The organism is Flavobacterium galactosidilyticum (assembly GCF_020911945.1).
GTDB classification, from domain to species: domain Bacteria; phylum Bacteroidota; class Bacteroidia; order Flavobacteriales; family Flavobacteriaceae; genus Flavobacterium; species Flavobacterium galactosidilyticum.
The window spans coordinates 39,199-60,468 of sequence record NZ_CP087135.1 but is presented as its reverse complement, the minus strand read 5'-3'; the positions used below and the strand labels follow the sequence as shown (position 1 = coordinate 60,468).

The window sequence follows — 21,270 nt, the reverse complement described above, 5'->3', positions numbered from 1 at the left end:
CAAAAATTACATTTTTTTAGAATATAAATATGAGCGAAGAAATCAAGAAGGACAGTTATTCAGCGGATAGTATTCAGGCATTAGAGGGAATGGAGCACGTAAGAATGCGTCCATCGATGTATATAGGAGATGTAGGTGTTCGAGGTCTGCATCATTTAGTTTACGAAGTGGTTGATAACTCTATCGATGAGGCAATGGGAGGCCATTGTGATACCATTAGAGTTGATATAAATGAAGACGGTTCTATTACTGTCGAAGATAATGGTCGTGGTATTCCAGTTGGAATTCATAAAAAAGAAGGTGTTTCAGCATTAGAGGTTGTAATGACTAAAATTGGTGCTGGTGGGAAATTTGATAAAGACTCCTATAAAGTTTCTGGAGGACTTCACGGCGTTGGGGTTTCTGTAGTTAACGCTTTATCAAAACATTTACGTGCGACTGTTTATAGTGCAGATGGAAAAATCTACGAGCAAGAATACGAAAAAGGAAAAGCCTTATATCCGGTAAAACAAATTGGGGATGCTACTAAAAGAGGGACTGTTGTAACTTTTTATCCTGATCCTACTATTTTTACACAAACGGTTGAGTATTCTTATGATACTTTATCAGCTCGTATGCGTGAATTGTCATACTTAAATAAAGGTATTACGATTACTTTTACTGATAAAAGAGAAGTAGATAAAGATGGAAATTTCGTTTCTGAAATTTTTCATTCTCAGGAAGGTCTTAAGGAATATATTAGATATTTAGATGGAAATCGTGAGCCTATTATTGCACACGTAATTTCTATGGACAATGACAAAGGAGAAATTCCAGTTGAGGTTGCCTTAATTTATAACACTAGTTATACAGAGAATATTTTCTCTTATGTAAATAATATCAATACGCACGAAGGAGGTACGCACCTGCAAGGTTTTAGAACTGGTCTTACGAGGTCATTGAAGAAATATGCGGATGCTTCTGGAATGTTAGATAAATTGAAATTTGATATTTCAGGGGATGATTTCCGTGAGGGATTAACAGCTATTATATCTGTCAAAGTTCAAGAGCCACAATTTGAGGGTCAAACTAAAACTAAACTTGGAAATAGAGAAGTAGTTTCTCCAGTTTCTCAAGCCGTAGGGGATATGATTGAAGCGTATTTGGAGGAAAATCCAAATGATGCTAGAATCATTGTTCAAAAAGTAATTCTTGCAGCTCAGGCGCGTCACGCAGCTAAGAAAGCTCGTGAAATGGTACAACGCAAAACCGTAATGGGTGGCGGTGGATTACCAGGGAAACTATCTGATTGTTCAGAGCAAGATCCAGCAAAATGTGAAGTATATCTTGTCGAGGGAGATTCGGCAGGTGGAACGGCTAAGCAGGGTCGTGATCGTGCATTTCAAGCGATTTTACCCTTGCGTGGTAAGATTTTGAATGTGGAGAAAGCAATGCACCATAAAGTTTTTGAAAACGAAGAGATTCGAAATATATTTACAGCTCTAGGGGTAACAATTGGTACTGAAGAGGATAGTAAGGCATTGAATATTTCGAAACTACGTTACCATAAAGTGATTATTATGTGTGATGCCGATGTCGATGGTAGTCATATCTCTACTTTAATTTTGACATTCTTCTTTAGATTTATGAAAGAATTAATCGAGAATGGACACATTTATATTGCTGCTCCGCCGTTGTATTTAGTTAAAAAAGGAAACAAGAAAGAGTACGCGTGGAATGATATTCAACGTGATCAAGCAAATGAACGAATGGGTGGAAGCGCAGGAATTCAACGTTATAAAGGTCTTGGAGAGATGAATGCAGAGCAATTGTGGGAAACTACAATGGATCCTAACTTCAGAACTTTACGCCAGGTAACTATTGATAGTTTGGTGGAAGCTGATAGAGTTTTTTCTATGTTAATGGGTGATGAAGTACCGCCAAGAAGAGAGTTTATCGAGAAAAATGCAGTATACGCTAAAATTGATGCGTAAACAATATAAAAAAAGCCTCTCTTTTGTATTTTGTAATAGAGGTTTTTAAACTATTTAACTAGATTAAAAAAAACAACCAAATAAACTTTAAATTATGAAAGTTACCATTGTAGGAGCAGGAAATGTAGGTGCGACGTGCGCAGATGTGATTTCTTATAGAGGCATTGCGAGCGAAGTTGTATTATTAGATATTAAAGAGGGTTTTGCAGAAGGTAAAGCGTTAGATATTATGCAGTGTGCTACTAATACAGGGTTTAATACTAAAGTGTCAGGAGTTACTAATGATTATTCTAAAACAGCAGGAAGTGATGTAGTTGTTATTACATCAGGAATTCCAAGAAAGCCAGGAATGACTCGTGAGGAATTGATAGGGATTAATGCAGGAATTGTAAAAACGGTAGCTGAAAATGTATTGAAGCATTCTCCAGATACTATTATTGTAGTAGTTTCTAATCCTATGGATACAATGACCTATTTAGCATTAAAAGCTACTGGATTGCCTAAAAACAGAATTATAGGAATGGGTGGAGCATTAGATAGTTCACGTTTTAGAACGTATTTATCTTTGGCTTTGGACAAGCCAGCTAATGATATTTCAGCAATGGTTATTGGTGGTCACGGTGATACAACAATGATTCCATTAACAAGATTAGCGTCTTATAATGGTATACCAGTTTCTCAATTTCTTTCAGAGGAACAATTACAAAAAGTTGCTGCAGATACCATGGTAGGTGGAGCTACGCTTACAGGTCTTCTAGGTACATCAGCTTGGTATGCTCCTGGAGCTTCAGTTGCTTTTTTAGTGGACAGTATTTTAAATGACCAAAAGAAAATGATCGCTTGTTCTGTTTTTGTTGAAGGAGAATATGGTCAAAACGATATTTGTATTGGTGTTCCTTGTATTATTGGTAAAAATGGAGTTGAAGAAATTCTACCTATTGAACTAAATGATAGTGAAAAAGCATTATTTGCTAAAAGTGCAGATGCTGTTAGACAAATGAATGAGGCGCTAAAATCGATTTTAGTATAATAATTAATCATAAGAAATACAAGACTGCAACTTTGCAGTCTTTTTTCTTGAGATTAATTAATAAATAAATTGGTTAATCTTGTCGTTAATTATATATTTGCTCGGTTTAAAAAAAATTAGATAGCTCCGTATGTTTATTTTAAGTAAGAAAAATGAGTGTAAGTAGTTGTTTTACAAGGTTTAGATCAAAAATAATAAATAAAAAATAATTAATTTTTAGTAATAATGCAGAATAAAGGACTTATTAAATTTTTCGCAATTCTATTTGCATTGGTAAGTATTTACCAACTTTCTTTCACTTTTGTGGCAAGTAAAGTAAAAAACGATGCAAAATCTTTTGCTAAGGGGAATTCTGAAAAGGAATTAAAATATTTAGACTCTATTGGTAAGGAGAAAGTATTTAATCTTGGGTTTACCAATTTCACTTTCAATGAAGTTAGTGATAAGCAAATTAACAAAGGTCTTGACTTAGAGGGAGGAATAAACGTTATTCTTCAGATATCAGTTAAAGATATTTTGAAAGGATTATCTAATAATTCTAAAAACCCAGTTTTCAATAAGTCATTAGCTGATGCAAGTGCAAATCAAAAAGGAAATCAAAGCTATTTAGACGCTTTTTACGAAGCTTTTGATGCAAATTCAAAAGGAACTGTAAAATTAGCTTCTCCTGATATTTTCGCAAACAGAAGTTTGCAAGGTGAAGGTGGAGTAGATTTTCAAATGACAGATGCGCAGGTAAAAAAAGTAATCTCTAGAAAAGTTGATGAATCTGTAGAAAGTGCTTTTGGAGTTTTAAGAAAACGTATTGACAAATTTGGAGTAACACAACCTAACATTCAAAAATTAGGCGAGTCTGGAAGAATTCTTGTTGAACTTCCTGGTGCTAAAGATGTAGACAGAATCAAGAAATTATTACAAAGTACTGCTCAATTAGAGTTTTGGGAAACGTATAAAATAGAAGAAATCGGTAATTTTATGATGGCTGCAAATGAGTCATTGAAAAAAACTGAAGTTAATACTACTGAAATAAAAGCAGTAGTTAAAGATTCAATTAGTGCTTTATTAGCTGATGATAAAGATTCAACTGTTGCTAAAAAAGGAAACAATCCTTTATTTGATAAAATCTTAGCTCAAGGTGGTGGTCCAGTTTTAGGTCTTTTCTCTCCAAAGGATACTGCTGCAATTAATGGTTATTTCAAAAGAGCTGATATTAAAATCTTATTAGCGGGAGATCAGCGTTATGCTAAATTTGTTTGGGGTATTCCTTCTACTATCAAAGATGCTAAAGGGAAAGATGTAGATGCAGTAGAATTATACGCTTTAAAAGGTAATAGAGATAACGTTCCTGCAATGAGTGGTGGTGTTGTTACTGATGCAAAAGATACTTTTGATCAATTAGGAAAACCAGCAGTTTCCATGCAAATGGACGGTCAAGGTGCTAAATCTTGGGAAGAATTAACAGGTAGAGCTTACACGCAAAAAAGTAATATTGCTATCGTTCTTGATGATGTAGTTTATTCTGCACCAGGAGTTTCTAGCGGACCTATTTCTGGTGGAAGATCAGAGATTTCAGGATCATTTGATGTAACACAAACTAAGGATTTAGCTAACGTTTTAAGAGCGGGTAAATTACCAGCTGCTGCAGATATTGTTCAGTCAGAAGTGGTAGGGCCATCTTTAGGACAAGAAGCAATTGATAATGGTACTAACTCTGCTATTTGGGGATTAATAATAGTATCACTTTGGATGATGTTTTTCTATGGTAAAGCAGGATGGTATGCTAACGTTGCTTTAGCAGTTAACTTACTTTTCTTATTCGGTATTCTTGCAAGTTTAGGTGCTGTATTAACTTTGCCTGGTATTGCTGGTATTGTTCTTACAATGGGTACGGCAGTTGATGCGAATATCATTATTTACGAAAGAGCTAAAGAAGAGCTACGTGCTGGTAAGTCACTTGATGAAGCTGTTAAAACTTCTTATAGCTGGAGAGGTGCAATGTCATCTATTACTGATGCGAACGTAACACACATATTAACGGGAGCTGTATTATTTATTTTTGGTTCAGGACCAATTAAAGGTTTTGCTACTACATTGTTAATTGGTATAGTAACTTCATTGTTTACTTCTATTTTCATCGCTAGAATCTTTATCGATTGGAACATTAGTAAAAAGAATGATTTAACATTTGTTACTAAATACTCTAAAAATATATTCACTAATTTCCATTTCGATTTCTTAGGTATGAAAAAATGGACGTACTTAATCTCTACTGTAATTGTTATTGTAAGTTTTACTTCATTAGCTATAAATGGTTTGGATCAAGGAACGGATTTTGTTGGAGGAAGAACTTTTCAGGTACGTTTTGAAAAACCAGTTTCAACTGAAACAGTAAAACTTGAATTAGAAAAAGTTTTTGATGGTAGTGCGGAAGTAAAAATATTTGGTAGCGACAATCAGTTGAAAATAACTACAAAATACAAAGTTCAAGAGCCAGGAATTAAAGCTGACGAAGAAGTTAATAAATTATTGTTTGATAATTTAAAGCAACACTATTCTGCAGGTATGACTTATGATAAATTTGTTAATGCTTACGACGGAAAAAGTTTAGGAATATTACAAGCTTCTAAAGTAGGACCAACAGTGGCAGAGGATATTAAAACTAATGCATATTGGGCTGTATTAGGTTCATTGGCACTAGTGTTTTTATACTTAATGATTAGTTATAGAAAATGGCAATATAGTTTAGGTGCGATTGCTGCGGTAGCGCATGATGTTATCTTTGTATTAGGTATTTATTCATTGTGTTATAAATTCATGCCTTTTGGTATGGAAATCGATCAGCATTTCATCGCTGCGATTCTAACGGTTATTGGATACTCTATGAATGATACGGTTATTGTATTTGATAGAGTTCGTGAATACTTAGCTGGTAAAACTAAAGGTTCATTCTCTGATATTGTAAATCAATCTATTAATACTACCATGTCAAGAACGATTAACACGTCGTTAACTATGATTGTTGTATTGTTAATCATGTTTGTTTTTGGTGGAGAATCAATTAGAGGATTTATTTTCGCTATGTTGATTGGTATTGTAGTAGGAACTTATTCTTCACTATTTATCGCAACGCCAATCCTTGTAGATACTATATCTAAAGAAGATAAAGATAAAGTTGAAGTTAAGCATCAAGAAGCGTAAACAGCTTTTTATATAAAGTTCAAAAAAGAGATTCAGCGAAAGTTGAATCTCTTTTTTTTTGGACAAATATTGCTTTCGACTATTTGTTTTAAATATTTAACTGCTATAATAAATAGGTTTACTGCATGATACTTTAAATCTTTAACATCATTGTAGTGACGAAGTTGTTATCGTGTTATTAGGGCTGTTTTTAGCAGTGTGATAGTTTTCTTTGTTTCAACACTTGAAGGGTTGGTGTTACGATTTGAATAGTACTATTGTGGGTATTGCGACGTCCATTACTTGTCACTCTGGAAGCGTCTCTACTAAGTTACTCTTAAGTAGTATAATGCTTTCAACATGAAAAAAAACTAATAGAGGTGAATAGTGTTCTATTGTTTCTACAGATTAATAAGAGTTATGATCATAAAAAAAAGCGTTATCTACTCTAATTTTGCAGATAACGCTTTATTATTTTATAGCTATAAAACTTATAAACTAGTAATTTCTTTTTTTGCAGTAAATACAAAATAGAGTCCAATTAAGATAAAAGGTATACTCAACCATTGTCCCGTTGAGAATAATCCTAAGGCACTTTCAAAACCACCTTGGCTTTCCTTAACTGATTCCACTATAAAACGTACTGTAAATAGTAGCACTAGAAACATTCCAAAAATGTAACCACTAAACTTTCTCTTTTCTGTTTTCCAATACAAGAAGTATAAGGCAGCAAAAACAAAAATATAGCAGATTGCTTCGTACAGCTGTGTTGGATGTTTTGCAGGAACTTGTTCTAATAATGCAGAAAATTTAGGATCATGAGCTATTGCTGCGTAAGCTGCTTGCGGATTTGGAATTCCAGTTGCATTTACGACATCCATAGGGCTAAAATGGTCTTTAATGAATTTTATTCCAAAAGGTGAAATCGTTTCGTGACCAATGATTTCTGAATTGAAAAAGTTACCTAAACGCACAAAAATAGCACCACTAGCAACAGGAACTACTACGCGGTCTAAAATCCATAATTGTGGTCTTCTCAATACATTTTTGCTAAAATAATACATAGCAATTATAATAGAAATGGCTGCTCCGTGACTAGCTAATCCTTGGAATCCTGTAAATTCCCATCCTTGAATAATATTAAATAGAGATTCATTTGCATTTTCTCTTATCGGTAAAAGAATTTCTACTAAATGATTGCGATAATATTCCCAATCGTAAAAGAAAACGTGACCTAAACGTGCACCAAGTAAAGTTGCTAAAACTGTCCAAATAAATAAAGAATCTAATTTTTCAATTGATTCGCCTTCGCGCTCGAACATTTTTTTCATAATGTACCAGCCTAATCCAAAAGCTATTACAAACATTAAGCTGTAATATCGAATCATAAAAAAGCCTAAATCTATTCCTTCTGATGGATTCCAAACGATGTTTAATGCATGTGTCATGTATTGTTGTTTTTTTTAATCTGCCGTAAAAATAATTAATAAAAGAAAGAATGGTACCAATAAAAGGTTAATGTTCATGATTGCATTTCTTCTCAGGAACTGGATCATAACCCGTTCTTCCCCACGGATTACAACTAACAATCCTTTTCAAGCCTAAGAATCCACCGTACAATAAACCATACTTCTGCAACGCCTGAATCATATAAGTCGAGCAGGTAGGTTCAAATCGGCAACTTGAGGGCGTGAAAGGAGAAATAGCAGTTTGGTAAAACTTAACTAAGAGTACAAAAGGATATATGAGAATTTTTGAAATCATAATTTTAAAATACCGTCTGAAATCCTGTACTGACTATTGAACACTAAATGTAGTGCCTTCTTTCCCATCTTTCAACTGAATTCCTAAAGTAATTAGTTGGTCTCTAATTTGATCTGACAGGGCAAAATTCTTATTGTCTCTTGCTTGCTTTCTCATTTCGATAAGCATATTTACTGTACCTTCTAATTTGTCATTATTGCTGTCGGACTCTTTTTCATCCTCTAATCCTAGAACATCAAAGATAAAAGCATTCATGGCTTTAGTAAACAATTGTAAATCTGCTGCACTAAGAGCTTCTTTACCATCATTTAGTAAGTTGATATATTTAACTCCTTCAAATAACTGCGCAATCAAGATTGGCGTGTTAAAATCATCATTCATAGCATCATAACATGATTGTTGCCATGCTTGAACATCAATAGTACTTTTAGTATTTACTGTAATTTGTTTAAGTAAATTCATCGCTTCCATCAATCGCTTGTATCCTTTTTCTGCTGCAACAATTGCATCATCAGAAAAGTCGAGAATACTTCTGTAATGCGCTTGCAGCATAAAAAATCTCGCTACCGATGCTGAAAAAGCTTTACTCAAAATAGTATTGTCTCCAGTTAATATTTCTCTTGGTAAAATATTATTTCCAGTAGATTTAGCCATTTTTTTACCATTTAAGGTAAGCATATTGGCATGCATCCAGTAATTTACAGGAGTTTGTCCGGTGCAAGCTTCATTTTGAGCAATTTCGCATTCATGATGTGGGAATTTCAAATCCATTCCGCCACCGTGAATATCAAAATGATTGCCTAGATATTTAGTACTCATTGCTGTACATTCTAAGTGCCAACCCGGAAATCCATCACTCCAAGGTGAAGGCCAGCGCATGATATGTTGTGGTTCTGCTTTTTTCCAAAGCGCAAAATCTTGTGGATTTCTCTTATCACTTTGACCATCAAGATCACGTGTATTAGCAAGCATATCCTCAATGTTTCGACCACTTAAACGACCATAATGATTCGTTTTGTTGAATTTTACAACATCAAAATATACTGACCCGTTAGCTTCATATCCTATTCCTTTATCAATAATAGTTTTGATAATTTCGATTTGTTCAATAATATGACCTGTTGCGGTAGGTTCTATACTTGGTGGCAAAAAGTTAAAAGCATTTAAAATTTCATGAAAATCTACAGTATAACGCTGCACGACTTCCATAGGTTCTAGCTGCTCTAAACGCGCTTTTTTAGCAATTTTGTCCTCGCCTTCATCCACATCATCCACGATATGTCCAACATCTGTGATGTTACGAACATAACGAGTTTTGTAATCCAAATGCAAAAAATACCTAAAAATCACATCAAAAGACATGAAAGTACGCACATTACCAAGATGCACATTGCTGTACACCGTAGGTCCGCAAACATACATCCCAACATTTCCTTCGTGGATTGGTTTAAATGTTTCTTTTTCTCCCGAAAGAGAATTATATATTTTGAGTGTTTGCGTTTCGTATAAAGGCATTTTCTTTGTTTTTTTTAGGAGCATTTTCCTGCTTTCCGCTTCAATCTTTTTATTGTCTACCGCCAATAAAAAGGATTTCCACTGCAATCAGGGCTAGGATTTAGTAGTTCAATTACGACTAGTGGAAATTAGAACTTAGTCTCTAATTTGATATAATCTAAAAACTCTCTGCGAGTTACATTATCTTTAAATTTTCCGCCAAATTCTGAAGTTACAGTGCTACTTTCAATATCACTGATTCCTCTTGAATTTACGCAAAGGTGTTTAGCGTCAATAACGCAAGCTACATCTTCAGTTCCTAAAGCCAATTGTAATTCTTGAACAATTTGCATCGTCAAACGCTCTTGCACTTGAGGTCTTTTTGAGTAATATTCGACAATTCGGTTCATTTTAGATAAGCCAATAACGGTTCCGTTAGAAATGTAAGCCACATGCGCTCTTCCTATAATTGGTAAAAGATGGTGCTCACAGGTAGAATATACGATGATGTTTTTTTCAACTAACATTTCACCGTATTTGTAGTTATTGTCAAAAGTGGAAGCTTTTGGCTTTCTTTCAGGATTCAAACCTCCAAAAATTTCTTTGACAAACATTTTAGCTACACGATTAGGTGTGCCTTTTAAACTATCATCTGTTAAGTCCATTCCTAAAGTTAGCAGAATGCTCTCAACGTCTTTTTTTATTTTTTCTATTTTCTCATCATCAGAAATAGCGAAAGCATCATCTCGTAAAGGATTCTTTGCGGATAAACTAACGTGATTATCTCCTATTTCGTCTTGGAATTCTTCTTTATTTATCATTAAAAGGAACTATTATTATGGGTATAATTTATTTAAGGGGTAAAGGTAAATAATATAAATTAAAGAATTTATATAGCTTGTATTATTTCAGGTTATAGGAGGGCTTATTTTATAGTCTAAAATATATAAATCGATAGTAATTTGATGTTTTTATTAAAATCGTGATCTTGGTAGAATCCGTGGAAAAAAAATAATTGTTGCGTTTACAATTAGTAGCAATTAGTTTGAAATTGAGAATAAAAAAAGGCAACAACCTAGTGGTTATTGCCTTTTCTAAATAATTGTTTATAGTTTCTGTTTTAAGCAGAAAAAGCAATATTATGACTTTGCCTGCAATGCATTATACACAGGAATTGCTGCTTTTAATATTCTTACAGCACTTACTAAGTCTTCTTTCTTTAATACGTAAGCAATCCGAACTTCACTTAATCCCATTCCTGGAGTAGAGTAGAAGCCAGCCGCCGGAGCGACCATTACAGTTTCGCCATTCAAATCATAGCTTTCTAAAAGCCATTGTGCAAAGGCATCAGCATTGTCAATAGGCAATTGAGCGATACAGTAAAAAGCACCTTTTGGTTTGCTTACTACAACACCTTCTATTTTGTTTAATTCTTCGATTAAAGTGTCTCTACGTTCTCTATATTCTGAAATTACTTCGTCAAAATAACTTTGTGGAGTGTCTAATGCTGCTTCACTAGCAATTTGTTCAATTGTTGGCGGGCTAAGTCTCGCTTGTGCAAATTTCATAGCCGTTGCCATTAGCTCTTTATTTTTAGAAACAATACAGCCTATTCTAGCGCCGCACATACTATATCTTTTAGAAACTGAATCAATCATGATTGCATGTTCTTCAAGTCCAGGAACATTCATTACAGAATAATGAATATCTCCATCGTAAGTAAATTCACGATATACTTCATCTGAGATCAAAAATAAATCATGTTTTTTGACTAAATCAGCTAATTGTATGATTTCTTCCTTAGAGTATAAATATCCAGTTGGGTTTCCAGGATTGCAAATAAGAATCGCTTTTGTTTTTGAAGTAATTAATTTTTCAAAATCAGCAATGGCTGGTAATGAAAAACCAGTATCTATAGTCGAAATAACAGGTACTACATTAATACCAGACGCTGTTGAAAATCCATTGTAATTAGCGTAAAAAGGTTCTGGAATAATGATTTCATCCCCTTGATCCATTGTGCTTCCCATAGCAAACATCAAAGCTTCTGATCCACCTGTTGTGACAATGATATCTTCAGTGTTTACAGGAATACCATGATTAGTATAGTATGCAGCTAATTTTTTTCTGTAACTTTCATTTCCTGCAGAATGACTGTATTCAAGAATTGTTAAATCTAAATTTTTAACTGCTTGAATGGCAACTTCAGGAGTTTTAATGTCAGGTTGACCAATGTTCAAATGATAAACTTTATTACCTTTTTTCTTAGCTATTTCTGAGTAGGGAACTAGTTTTCTAATAGGAGATTCAGGCATTAAATCGCCTTTGTGTGATATTTTTGGCATAGTGTTAATTATTGAATTGCAAATTTGCGATTTTTTTTTCTAATTAGTGGTAAATAAAAAGTGTATATATTGTTAAATCTGCATATTTGATCGCTTTTATTTATTATTTTTATCTAAACGAATTACGATGGCAAAAAGACTTTTATTACTACTACTGAATCTGTTTTTGTTGCCCGTTTTCGCGCAGCAAGGATTTCAGTTTGAAAAAGAGATTAATAAAGTCAGCGTACCTTTTAAATTAATTAATAATTTGATTTTCGTACCTATTAAAGTAAATGGTGTCGAATTAAATTTTCTTTTAGATACTGGTGTCTCAGAGACTATACTTTTTAGTTTAGAAGAAAAAAAAGAAGTACTCTTCTCTAATACAGAGAAAATATTGTTGAAAGGTTTAGGAAATCAAATCGCGGTAGAAGGCTTAAAATCGAAAAATAATGTATTAGAATTTAGCAGTTTGAAAATGCCGAATCACTTGCTGTATATCGTTTTAGATCCTGACTTTAATTTATCGTCACATATAGGAATTCCGGTCAATGGGATTGTGGGTTATCAATTTTTTAGAAATAATTTGGTGGAAATTAATTATCGTAAAAAGAAGATTATAGTTTTTAAAGACATTCCAAAAAACAGAAAGAAAATTGAGAGGAAATTCGATGCTATGGCAATAACAGTCGAAAAGTTTAAACCGTATATTAAAGGCATTGTTACCCTCGACGACCATTCAACACCACTAAAGTTATTAGTTGATATTGGGAACAGTGATGCCGTATGGTTGTTTCAAGATCGTTCTAAGTTTATTAAAGTTCCCGAAAAAAGCTTTGATGATTATTTAGGTAAAGGATTTAGTGGCGATGTCTTAGGGAAACGAGGCAAAATTGAAAGAATGGTAATGTCAAATTTTGAGTTTAATAACCCAATAGCTGCATTTCCAGATTCGTCATCTATCAGAAATGTTACGATGGTACCAGATAGGATGGGTTCAGTGGGAGGTGAAATTATGAAGAGGTTTGATGTAGTCTTTGATTATCAAAATGAGCAACTTTTTCTAAAAAAAAATAGTAACTATTCTCAACCTTTTAGTTACAATAAAAGTGGTGTTGAAATTCAGCATAATGGATTACAGTGGGTTCAAGAAACAGTGCCAATGGAAATGGTTAAAACCCCAAGAGCAAACAGTGAGGTCAATGTTTATAGTGCAAAAACGGAATTTAAATATAAATTTCAAGTGAAGCCACTTTACGAAATTGCAAATGTGCGAGCGAATTCTCCAGCCGCAATTGCAGGATTGTTGAAAGGTGATATTATTATCAAAATTAATAATAATCCTACTTACAAATATTCTTTACAAGACATTATTACGCTATTCCGGTCTGATGTTGATAAATGGATTACGCTAGAAATAGAACGTAAAAATGAAAGTAGAAAGTTTAAATTTCAGCTAAATGATATTTTGTAAAAAAAAATGCTTCTGAAAATTCCAGAAGCATTTGTGTTTTAATTTCGATTGTATTAATTGGAGATTACCTCTCCTTTTATTTTTAATGCTACTCTACCATCAGGATAGTTTACTGCATTCGATTCCACTGTTATTGTTTTTCTAATTGGGCCTGGAGCCATATTGTACTTTACTGTTATTTTTCCTGTTTTTCCAGGCATAACTGGCTCTCCTGGTTTTATTGGCACAGTACACCCGCAAGTTGATAGCACATTTGTGATGATCAAAGGAGCGTTGCCAGTATTAGTGAAAATAAAATCACGAGTTCCATTTTCTGTTTTGGTAACTTTTCCGTAATCAATAGTGTTGTCTGGCGCAGAGAATACAATTTTAGGACCGTTTTGTGCAAAACCAATACTGCTGATTAATGCGAAAGCTATTAAAATTATAGTTTTTTTCATGTTGTTGTTATTTTCAATCATTTAGTAAAAATAGGTTCTTTTAATTAATGAACAAATTTTTATTTATCTTTTTATAGTGTTCTTAATTATTTACTTTTGTTCCCAATAGTAAATACAAATATCAGACCAATTATTAAATTTGGTTTTAACAGTTGCTTTATATGACAATTCCCGCACAATTTGACGCAAAAACGATAGAGAATAAATGGTACGACTACTGGATGAAAAATAATTATTTTCACTCAGAGCCAGATCACAGAACGCCTTATACCATTGTAATTCCTCCGCCAAACGTGACTGGAGTTTTGCACATGGGACACATGCTAAACAATACAATTCAGGATGTCTTAATTAGAAGAGCGCGTCTGAAAGGATTCAACGCATGCTGGGTGCCAGGAACGGATCACGCGTCGATTGCTACTGAAGCGAAAGTAGTGGCAAAGCTAAAAGCGGAAGGAATCAATAAAAATGATTTAACACGGGAAGAATTTCTTGCTCACGCTTGGGAATGGACAGACAAATATGGTGGCGTAATTCTAGACCAACTAAAAAAGCTAGGTGCTTCTTGCGATTGGGAACGCACGAAGTTTACAATGGATCCAGATATGTCAGCATCTGTAATTAAGTCTTTTGTGGATTTGTACAACAAGGGATTGATTTATCGTGGTTACCGAATGGTAAATTGGGATCCAGAAGCTAAAACTACTTTGTCTGACGAAGAAGTTATTTATGAAGAACAACAAGGGAAATTATATTTCCTAAAATATAAGATCGAAGGAAGTGAAGACTTTCTGACAATTGCAACAACGCGTCCGGAAACCATTTTTGGAGATACCGCTATTTGTATCAATCCTAGTGACGAGCGTTTTTCTCATTTGAAGGGTAAAAAAGCTATTGTCCCTATTTGCGGAAGAGTGATCCCTATTATCGAAGATGAGTATGTAGATATCGAATTTGGAACAGGTTGTTTAAAGGTAACTCCTGCTCACGATATGAATGATAAGAATTTAGGTGAGAAACATAATCTAGAAATTGTAGATATTTTCAATGAGGATGCTACTTTAAATAGTTTTGGATTGCATTACCAAGGTAAAGATCGATTTGCTGTTCGTGACGAAGTAGCTAAAGAATTAGAAGCGATTGGTGCTTTAGCAAAAACAGAGATTCACTTAAATAAAGTAGGAACTTCTGAAAGAACAAAAGCGGTTATCGAACCAAGATTATCTGATCAGTGGTTCTTGAAAATGGAAGATTTGGTTAAACCAGCAATTCAGTCTGTTTTGGTTGATGGAGATATTAAATTGCATCCAGCACGTTTCAATAATACGTATGCGCATTGGTTAAATAATATTCGCGATTGGAATATTTCGCGCCAATTATGGTGGGGACAACAAATTCCTGCGTATTTCTACGGCGACGGAAAAGAAGATTTTGTAGTTGCTGAATCTATCGAAGAAGCTTTGGCTTTAGTTAAAGAAAAGACAAATAACGCTGGACTTCAAACTTCTGACCTTAGACAAGATGTGGATGCTTTAGATACTTGGTTTTCTTCTTGGCTTTGGCCAATGTCAGTTTTTGGAGGAATAATGGATCCAGAAAGTGAGGATTTCAAGTATTATTATCCAACAAATGATTTAGTAACTGGTCCAGACATTTTATTTTTCTGGGTGGCGCGTATGATTATTGCAGGTTATGAATATACCGATAAAAAGCCATTTACAAATGTGTACTTGACAGGTTTAGTTCGTGACAAACAAAGACGTAAAATGTCTAAATCATTAGGAAATTCGCCAGATCCTTTGGATTTAATCGAGAAATTTGGTGCAGATGGTGTTCGTGTAGGTTTGCTTTTGAGCGCTTCTGCAGGAAATGACATTATGTTTGATGAAGAGTTGTGTAATCAAGGAAAAGCGTTTACCAATAAAATCTGGAATGCATTTAAATTGATAAAAGGATGGGAAGTTTCAGATACTATTCCGCAACCAGAATCTTCAAAAGTGGCAATTGAGTGGTATGAAGCCAAATTGCAACAAACACTTCTAGAAATTGAAGACAATTTCGAAAAATATAGAATTTCTGATGCCTTAATGGCTATTTATAAATTGGTTTGGGATGATTTCTGTTCTTGGTTCTTAGAAATGATAAAACCGGCTTACCAGCAACCAATTGACAGCGTAACTTTTGCGAAAGCAATAGAAATGCTGGAAAATAATTTGAAATTATTACATCCATTTATGCCTTTCTTAACAGAGGAAATTTGGCAAATAATTGCCGAAAGAACTAACGAAGAAGCGCTGATAGTTTCTACTTGGCCAGAAATGAAGTCTTTTAAAGCTAGTTTAATTTCAGATTTCGAAAATACAATTGAGGTAATTTCAGGCATTAGGACGATTCGTAAAGACAAGAATATTCCGTTTAAAGATGCGATCGAATTGAAAGCAATAAACAATGATAAAACTTCAACTTATTTTGATGCGGTTGTAGCAAAATTAGGGAATATTACCGCAATGGAATACGTTTCAGAGAAAGTGGATGGAGCTTTATCTTTCCGTGTAAAATCGAATGAATATTTTATTCCAATTACTGGAAATATTGATGTTGAAGCTGAAATTGCTAAACTTACAGCAGAATTAGTATACACGTTAGGTTTTTTAAAATCAGTTCAAAGCAAACTTGCTAATGAGAAATTTGTTGCTGGTGCGCCAGAGAAAGTTTTGGCAAACGAAAGACAAAAAGAAGCTGATGCGCTTGCTAAAATCGAAACGATCGAGCAAAGTTTAGCAGGATTGAAGTAATTTTGGTTTGATTATGATTTTCTTACTGCGAATGTGTCGTTCCTCGTATCGATAGATCAATCGAATAGAGTTTAGTAGTACGGAGATAAAAGAAAAGTATTTTTAAATAACAAATCCCAGTTCTGAATTATCAGAATTGGGATTATTTTTTGGAAGATATTTTAATGGCTAAATTGATAGAGCAAATGGTATTGTAATTTTAATTTTTCTACAGAAAATAGCTCTGTATTTAATTAAATTACAACTTATATTGAATGGCTATTGAGCTCATAAACAATAATTTGATTTTATGAGATTGAAGGTTTTATAAATAGGTAACTATTTCAAAATAAATTTTGGCACAGTTCATGGATACAGTTTTGAAGACAAAATTAAAACACGATAAATCATGAAGAGAATTACCTTATTGTTAGCTTTCATCGGGATGATGACACTACAAAGTTGCGAAGTTACTGAAGTGTATGATGCTCCTAATAATGCTCCTAGAACAGAAGTATTTGAAGTAACGACTTCATTTTCTTCTAGTAATAATTATAGTAGCTTGGTTGTATTTGATCCGCCACTTTATTCTAATGATTCTGTTTTACTTTATCACTTGTATGACGTAGTTAATGGGCAGGATGTATGGAAACTAATGCCACAAACTTATTATTTTAGTGATAACGGAGCGCTAGATTTTAATTTTGATTACACAAAGTTCAACGCAAAAATCTTTCTTTCTGCTAATTTCAATCTTAATACTTTAGATGCAAGTTGGACAAAAAATCAAACTTTTAGAATCGTAATTATACCTGATGGTTTTGCTAAATCGGTAAATAAAAATAGTATCGACGCTGTGATGTCTGCATTAAAAGTTAATAGTGGAGCGATAAAAAAAATAGACCTATAAGTTTTGATTACATAAAAAAAGGGCAATCGTGAGATTTCCCTTTTTTTATGACTACTATTTTTTGATGTTACTCACTTACTTCATTTTTGCTTTTTTGTAATGAAACTATAATTCCTATAATAAGTGCAGCGGCTATGAATGCTAGTGATACCCATTCTGGTAATTTGATAAAATCATGGACTAACATTTTTAGACCCACGAAACTTAATATAGCAATTAGACTATATTCTAAATAGCTAAATTTTGCTAACATGTTTGCTAGGAAAAAATACATGGAACGCAGTCCTAAAATAGCGAAGATGTTAGAACTGAAAACTAAAAACGGATCACTTGTTATCGCTAAAATAGCTGGCACGCTATCAATCGCAAAAACTACATCCATCACTTCAATAACTACAAGTGCTACAAAGAGTGGTGTTGCAGCAGTGATGTGTTTTCTTTTTACAAAAAAATGTTCCTTATCAATATGGTTTGATATTGGCATCACTTTTTTTAATAATTTGTAAATAAATGATTTCTTTGGCTCAAACTGTTCATCCTCACCATTAAACAACATTTTCATTGCCGTATATATAAGGAATGCTCCAAAGATATAAGTCATCCAAGTGAACTTATTAATAAGCATTACACCAAAAAAGATCATCAGACCTCTAAAGATGATAGCTCCTAATATTCCCCAAAATAAAACGCGATGTTGGTATTTCTGAGGTATTTTGAACGCGGCGAAGATTATAGCAATAACAAATATATTATCAATGCTCAAAGAAAGTTCTATCAAATAACCAGTGATAAATTTTATTGCTGCTGTGGTAGGTTGCAAATTATCAGGATTCGCTATGTAATTTGTTTTGTATAGCCAGTAGATCACTCCTGAAAAAAGAAATGATAATGTAATCCAAATTGCAGTCCATTTTCCAGCCTCTTTCGTGCTGATAATGTGTGGCGTTTTATTGAATACTCCTAAATCAAGAGCTAAGAAAATTAAAACGGCTACTAAAAAAGAAATCCAGACAATCATAGAGTTAAGTATTTAAATATTTTTTGTAAAGATACTTTTTGGTTTTTGAACTTTGCAACATATTATCGTGAAAGTTGATAGTGTTTCGATGTTTCTATTTTATGAATATGAGAAAAAAAATCGCAATTCTGCCATTACTATCTTTTAATAATAGGTCTTTTTTTTGCGAATATTATAAAAATTAATTTTAGACCCATAAAAATAGGAGGTGTGTCATTATAAAAGTGTGAAATAAATTATATTTGCATCAAAATAGTAGGGGTCTAATTAAATAAAACCAATTTTATGTCAACATTACGTTTCCAGGCGCTTAAAGAAGCATCAACAAGAAAACCAGTTAAATTTGAAGAATCTGATAGAAAATCAAATTTATTTGGTTCAAATGTATTTAATGACAAAGCAATGAAGCAGTTTCTAACTTCAGATGCTTTTAAAGGAGTTCAAGGTGCGGTACAGCATGGAACTAAAATTGACAGGAAATTAGCGGATTATATCGCTATGGGTATGAAAGAATGGGCACTTTCTAAAGGAGTAACTCATTATACGCACTGGTTTCAACCACTTACGGGAACAACTGCTGAGAAACATGATGCTTTTTTTGAAACCTCTCCAGACGGTAGCGATCCAGTTGAAAAATTAGGTGGAGCGCAATTAGTTCAACAAGAGCCAGATGCTTCTAGTTTTCCAAATGGAGGAATTAGAAATACATTTGAAGCAAGAGGATATACTGCTTGGGATCCAACTTCTCCAGCTTTTATCTTTGGAACTACGTTATGTATTCCAACTGTTTTTATCTCTTACACTGGAGAAGCTTTAGATTATAAAACGCCATTATTAAGAGTACTAACAGTTATTGATGATGCTGCTACAGAGGTTTGTAAATATTTTGACAAAAATGTAAAGAAAGTTACTGCGACATTAGGTTGGGAGCAAGAATATTTCTTAATTGATAGTGCTTTAGCAAATTCTCGCCCAGACCTTATGATGACGGGAAGAACATTACTAGGACATACTTCTGCTAAAGGGCAACAATTAGACGATCATTATTTTGGATCTATTCCTACTCGTGCTCTTGTTTACATGAGAGATTTAGAGCAAGAATGCATGTTATTAGGAATTCCTGTAAAAACGCGTCATAATGAAGTTGCACCAAATCAATTTGAATTAGCTCCAATTTTTGAAGAGACTAACCTTGCAGTAGATCACAACTGTTTGTTGATGGATGTTATGCAGAAAGTCGCAGAGCGTCACCATTTCAAAGTGTTGTTTCATGAAAAACCTTTTAAAGGAGTAAATGGATCTGGAAAACATAATAACTGGTCATTAGCAACTGATACTGGAATTAACTTGTTAAGTCCAAGTAAAACACCAATGAGTAATTTACAGTTTTTGACATTCTTTATTAATACAATCAAAGCAGTACATGATAATGAGTCTTTGCTAAGAGCAGCTATTGCATCAGCAAGTAATGATCATAGACTAGGTGCTAATGAAGCGCCACCTGCAATTATCTCTGTGTTTATTGGAGAACAATTGACTAAAGTGTTAGATGAATTAGAAGGTGTGACTGCGGGTAAATTATCTCCTGAAGAAAAAACAGACTTAAAATTGAACGTAGTAGGAAAAATTCCAGACGTTCTTTTAGATAATACTGATAGAAATAGAACGTCACCATTTGCCTTTACAGGAAATAAATTTGAGTTCAGAGCAGTCGGTTCAACAGCTAACTGTTCTAATTCTATGACTACTTTAAATGCAATTGTGGCTAAACAATTAAGAGATTTTAAAGTAGAAGTGGATGCTTTGATTGAATCTAAAGACATGAAGAAAGATGATGCTATCTTTAATGTACTAAGAGATTATATCAAAAAATCTAAAAAAATCCTTTTTGAAGGAGACGGATATAGCGAAGAATGGGAAATTGAAGCTGCGAAAAGAGGTTTGAGTAATTTTAAAACTACTCCTGAAGCATTGAAAGCCAGAATTTCTAAACAATCTTTAGACTTGTTTTCTGAATTGAATGTGATGAACCACGTTGAGGTTGAAGCACGATACGAAATTGAATTAGAGGAATACACTAAAAAAGTTCAAATTGAAGGTAGAGTTTTAGGAGATATTTCTAAAAACCACGTTATACCTACAGCGATCCGTTACCAAAATACTTTGATTACTAATGTAAAAGGATTAAAAGATATTTTTGGAGATGACTTCGAAAATATTGCTAAAGAGCAAATCGTTCTTATTAAGCAAATTTCTAAGCATATCGAAGGAATTAATTCTAATGTATTAGCAATGACTAATGAGAGAAAGAAAGCAAATACGCTGACTGATGCTCAAGAAATGGCTGAAGCATATTGCAACAATGTAAAACCTTATTTTGATATTATTAGAAAACATTGCGATAAATTAGAATTGCTTGTTGATAACGAAATCTGGACTTTAACTAAATATAGAGAATTGTTGTTTACAAAATAGTATATTAATAATGTAGTAGGAAAAGAGGCTCTCGTAGCCTCTTTTTTTGTTTTAATTCACAATTAAAGTGGTAAACAACTATTTTTAAAAAGGCAATTTTCTATGAACTCTTTCTGCAAAACCAAGTAATTTTATTTCAAGAAAGTTGTGATCAAATATACTTTGGCTTTTCACTATTGAAGTGCTAATAGTTTACGTAGAAAACAATTTATTTTAATTGCACAAATCATTTTTATTAAGAGAATTTGTGTAATTCCGTTTTATAAACAAAAACAATTTGTGATAATTGGTGAAATTCGTGTGGAGATACTTTAAAACCGAATTTCAGACTAAAACTCCATAGGCAAAACCCAAAAAAATAATTATCTTTGCCGCAACAACAATCTGCCTAAAAGCAGGATTTACAACTATACT

General features: G+C 33.4%; 14 protein-coding genes. 7 read left to right on the top strand and 7 right to left on the bottom strand.

Going from position 1 to position 21,270, the window contains the following annotated elements; translation table 11 throughout:
* The first annotated feature begins 29 nt into the window (after positions 1 to 29).
* The 3 genes from gyrB to secDF all read left to right on the top strand — a co-directional run bounded on the left by gyrB (position 30) and on the right by secDF (position 6,201).
* Entirely contained in the window at positions 30 to 1,973 is a 1,944-nt protein-coding gene (gene gyrB, locus LNP27_RS00225; RefSeq protein WP_229942541.1) for a DNA topoisomerase (ATP-hydrolyzing) subunit B, read from the top strand.
* A 94-nt stretch (positions 1,974 to 2,067) separates the two neighbouring features.
* Entirely contained in the window at positions 2,068 to 3,003 is a 936-nt protein-coding gene (gene mdh / locus LNP27_RS00220; protein WP_229942540.1) for a malate dehydrogenase, read from the top strand.
* Between the two features lie 225 nt (positions 3,004 to 3,228).
* The gene (gene secDF, locus LNP27_RS00215; protein ID WP_229942539.1) at positions 3,229 to 6,201 is read left to right on the top strand and encodes a protein translocase subunit SecDF; all 2,973 of its coding nucleotides are present in this window, start codon (positions 3,229 to 3,231) and stop codon (positions 6,199 to 6,201) included.
* Positions 6,202 to 6,671: 470 nt separating this feature from the next.
* Here the strand turns inward: secDF and lgt are convergent, their stop codons facing one another.
* From lgt to LNP27_RS00190, 5 genes are all read right to left on the bottom strand, one after another.
* Entirely contained in the window at positions 6,672 to 7,628 is a 957-nt protein-coding gene (gene lgt, locus LNP27_RS00210) for a prolipoprotein diacylglyceryl transferase (protein WP_229942538.1), read from the bottom strand.
* 67 nt (positions 7,629 to 7,695) lie between these two features.
* The gene (yidD, locus tag LNP27_RS00205) at positions 7,696 to 7,944 is read right to left on the bottom strand and encodes a membrane protein insertion efficiency factor YidD (RefSeq protein ID WP_229942537.1); all 249 of its coding nucleotides are present in this window, start codon (positions 7,942 to 7,944) and stop codon (positions 7,696 to 7,698) included.
* 33 nt (positions 7,945 to 7,977) lie between these two features.
* Positions 7,978 to 9,459, bottom strand: a complete 1,482-nt coding sequence (cysS, locus tag LNP27_RS00200) for a cysteine--tRNA ligase (RefSeq protein WP_229942536.1) — start codon at positions 9,457 to 9,459, stop codon at positions 7,978 to 7,980.
* 128 nt (positions 9,460 to 9,587) lie between these two features.
* Positions 9,588 to 10,259: a GTP cyclohydrolase I FolE gene (folE, locus tag LNP27_RS00195; RefSeq protein ID WP_229942535.1), complete on the bottom strand. Its 672-nt coding sequence runs from the start codon at positions 10,257 to 10,259 to the stop codon at positions 9,588 to 9,590.
* A 318-nt stretch (positions 10,260 to 10,577) separates the two neighbouring features.
* Entirely contained in the window at positions 10,578 to 11,783 is a 1,206-nt protein-coding gene (locus LNP27_RS00190) for a pyridoxal phosphate-dependent aminotransferase (protein ID WP_229942534.1), read from the bottom strand.
* Positions 11,784 to 11,910: 127 nt separating this feature from the next.
* Between LNP27_RS00190 and LNP27_RS00185 the strand changes: the two genes are divergently transcribed.
* A complete protein-coding gene (locus LNP27_RS00185) occupies positions 11,911 to 13,239 on the top strand; it encodes a PDZ domain-containing protein (protein ID WP_229942533.1) in 1,329 nt (442 codons plus the stop codon).
* A 53-nt stretch (positions 13,240 to 13,292) separates the two neighbouring features.
* Here LNP27_RS00185 and LNP27_RS00180 read toward each other — a convergent pair whose 3' ends face one another.
* Positions 13,293 to 13,679, bottom strand: coding sequence for a DUF1573 domain-containing protein (locus LNP27_RS00180; RefSeq protein ID WP_229942532.1), 387 nt, complete (start codon positions 13,677 to 13,679; stop codon positions 13,293 to 13,295).
* 161 nt (positions 13,680 to 13,840) lie between these two features.
* On the opposite strand from LNP27_RS00180, the gene LNP27_RS00175 reads away from it, so the two are divergent.
* Both LNP27_RS00175 and LNP27_RS00170 read left to right on the top strand, forming a co-directional pair.
* On the top strand, positions 13,841 to 16,474 hold the full coding sequence (locus LNP27_RS00175; RefSeq protein ID WP_229942531.1) for a valine--tRNA ligase: 2,634 nt from the start codon (positions 13,841 to 13,843) through the stop codon (positions 16,472 to 16,474).
* A 388-nt stretch (positions 16,475 to 16,862) separates the two neighbouring features.
* The gene (locus LNP27_RS00170; RefSeq protein ID WP_229942530.1) at positions 16,863 to 17,363 is read left to right on the top strand and encodes a hypothetical protein; all 501 of its coding nucleotides are present in this window, start codon (positions 16,863 to 16,865) and stop codon (positions 17,361 to 17,363) included.
* Positions 17,364 to 17,430: 67 nt separating this feature from the next.
* On the opposite strand, the gene LNP27_RS00165 is transcribed toward LNP27_RS00170, so the two are convergent.
* A complete protein-coding gene (locus tag LNP27_RS00165) occupies positions 17,431 to 18,381 on the bottom strand; it encodes a TerC family protein (protein ID WP_229942529.1) in 951 nt (316 codons plus the stop codon).
* 285 nt (positions 18,382 to 18,666) lie between these two features.
* Here LNP27_RS00165 and LNP27_RS00160 point away from each other — a divergent pair, with 285 nt between their 5' ends.
* A complete protein-coding gene (locus LNP27_RS00160) occupies positions 18,667 to 20,856 on the top strand; it encodes a glutamine synthetase III family protein (protein ID WP_229942528.1) in 2,190 nt (729 codons plus the stop codon).
* Positions 20,857 to 21,270: the final 414 nt, after the last annotated feature.

Excerpts from the sequence above, each read along its gene's own strand:
- gyrB (WP_229942541.1), top strand. The coding sequence starts at position 30 with ATGAGCGAAGAAATCAAGAAGGACAGTTATTCAGCGGATAGTATTCAG.
- mdh (WP_229942540.1), top strand. The coding sequence starts at position 2,068 with ATGAAAGTTACCATTGTAGGAGCAGGAAATGTAGGTGCGACGTGCGCA.
- secDF (WP_229942539.1), top strand. The coding sequence starts at position 3,229 with ATGCAGAATAAAGGACTTATTAAATTTTTCGCAATTCTATTTGCATTG.
- lgt (WP_229942538.1), bottom strand. The coding sequence starts at position 7,628 with ATGACACATGCATTAAACATCGTTTGGAATCCATCAGAAGGAATAGAT.
- yidD (WP_229942537.1), bottom strand. The coding sequence starts at position 7,944 with ATGATTTCAAAAATTCTCATATATCCTTTTGTACTCTTAGTTAAGTTT.
- cysS (WP_229942536.1), bottom strand. The coding sequence starts at position 9,459 with ATGCCTTTATACGAAACGCAAACACTCAAAATATATAATTCTCTTTCG.
- folE (WP_229942535.1), bottom strand. The coding sequence starts at position 10,259 with ATGATAAATAAAGAAGAATTCCAAGACGAAATAGGAGATAATCACGTT.
- LNP27_RS00190 (WP_229942534.1), bottom strand. The coding sequence starts at position 11,783 with ATGCCAAAAATATCACACAAAGGCGATTTAATGCCTGAATCTCCTATT.
- LNP27_RS00185 (WP_229942533.1), top strand. The coding sequence starts at position 11,911 with ATGGCAAAAAGACTTTTATTACTACTACTGAATCTGTTTTTGTTGCCC.
- LNP27_RS00180 (WP_229942532.1), bottom strand. The coding sequence starts at position 13,679 with ATGAAAAAAACTATAATTTTAATAGCTTTCGCATTAATCAGCAGTATT.
- LNP27_RS00175 (WP_229942531.1), top strand. The coding sequence starts at position 13,841 with ATGACAATTCCCGCACAATTTGACGCAAAAACGATAGAGAATAAATGG.
- LNP27_RS00170 (WP_229942530.1), top strand. The coding sequence starts at position 16,863 with ATGAAGAGAATTACCTTATTGTTAGCTTTCATCGGGATGATGACACTA.
- LNP27_RS00165 (WP_229942529.1), bottom strand. The coding sequence starts at position 18,381 with ATGATTGTCTGGATTTCTTTTTTAGTAGCCGTTTTAATTTTCTTAGCT.
- LNP27_RS00160 (WP_229942528.1), top strand. The coding sequence starts at position 18,667 with ATGTCAACATTACGTTTCCAGGCGCTTAAAGAAGCATCAACAAGAAAA.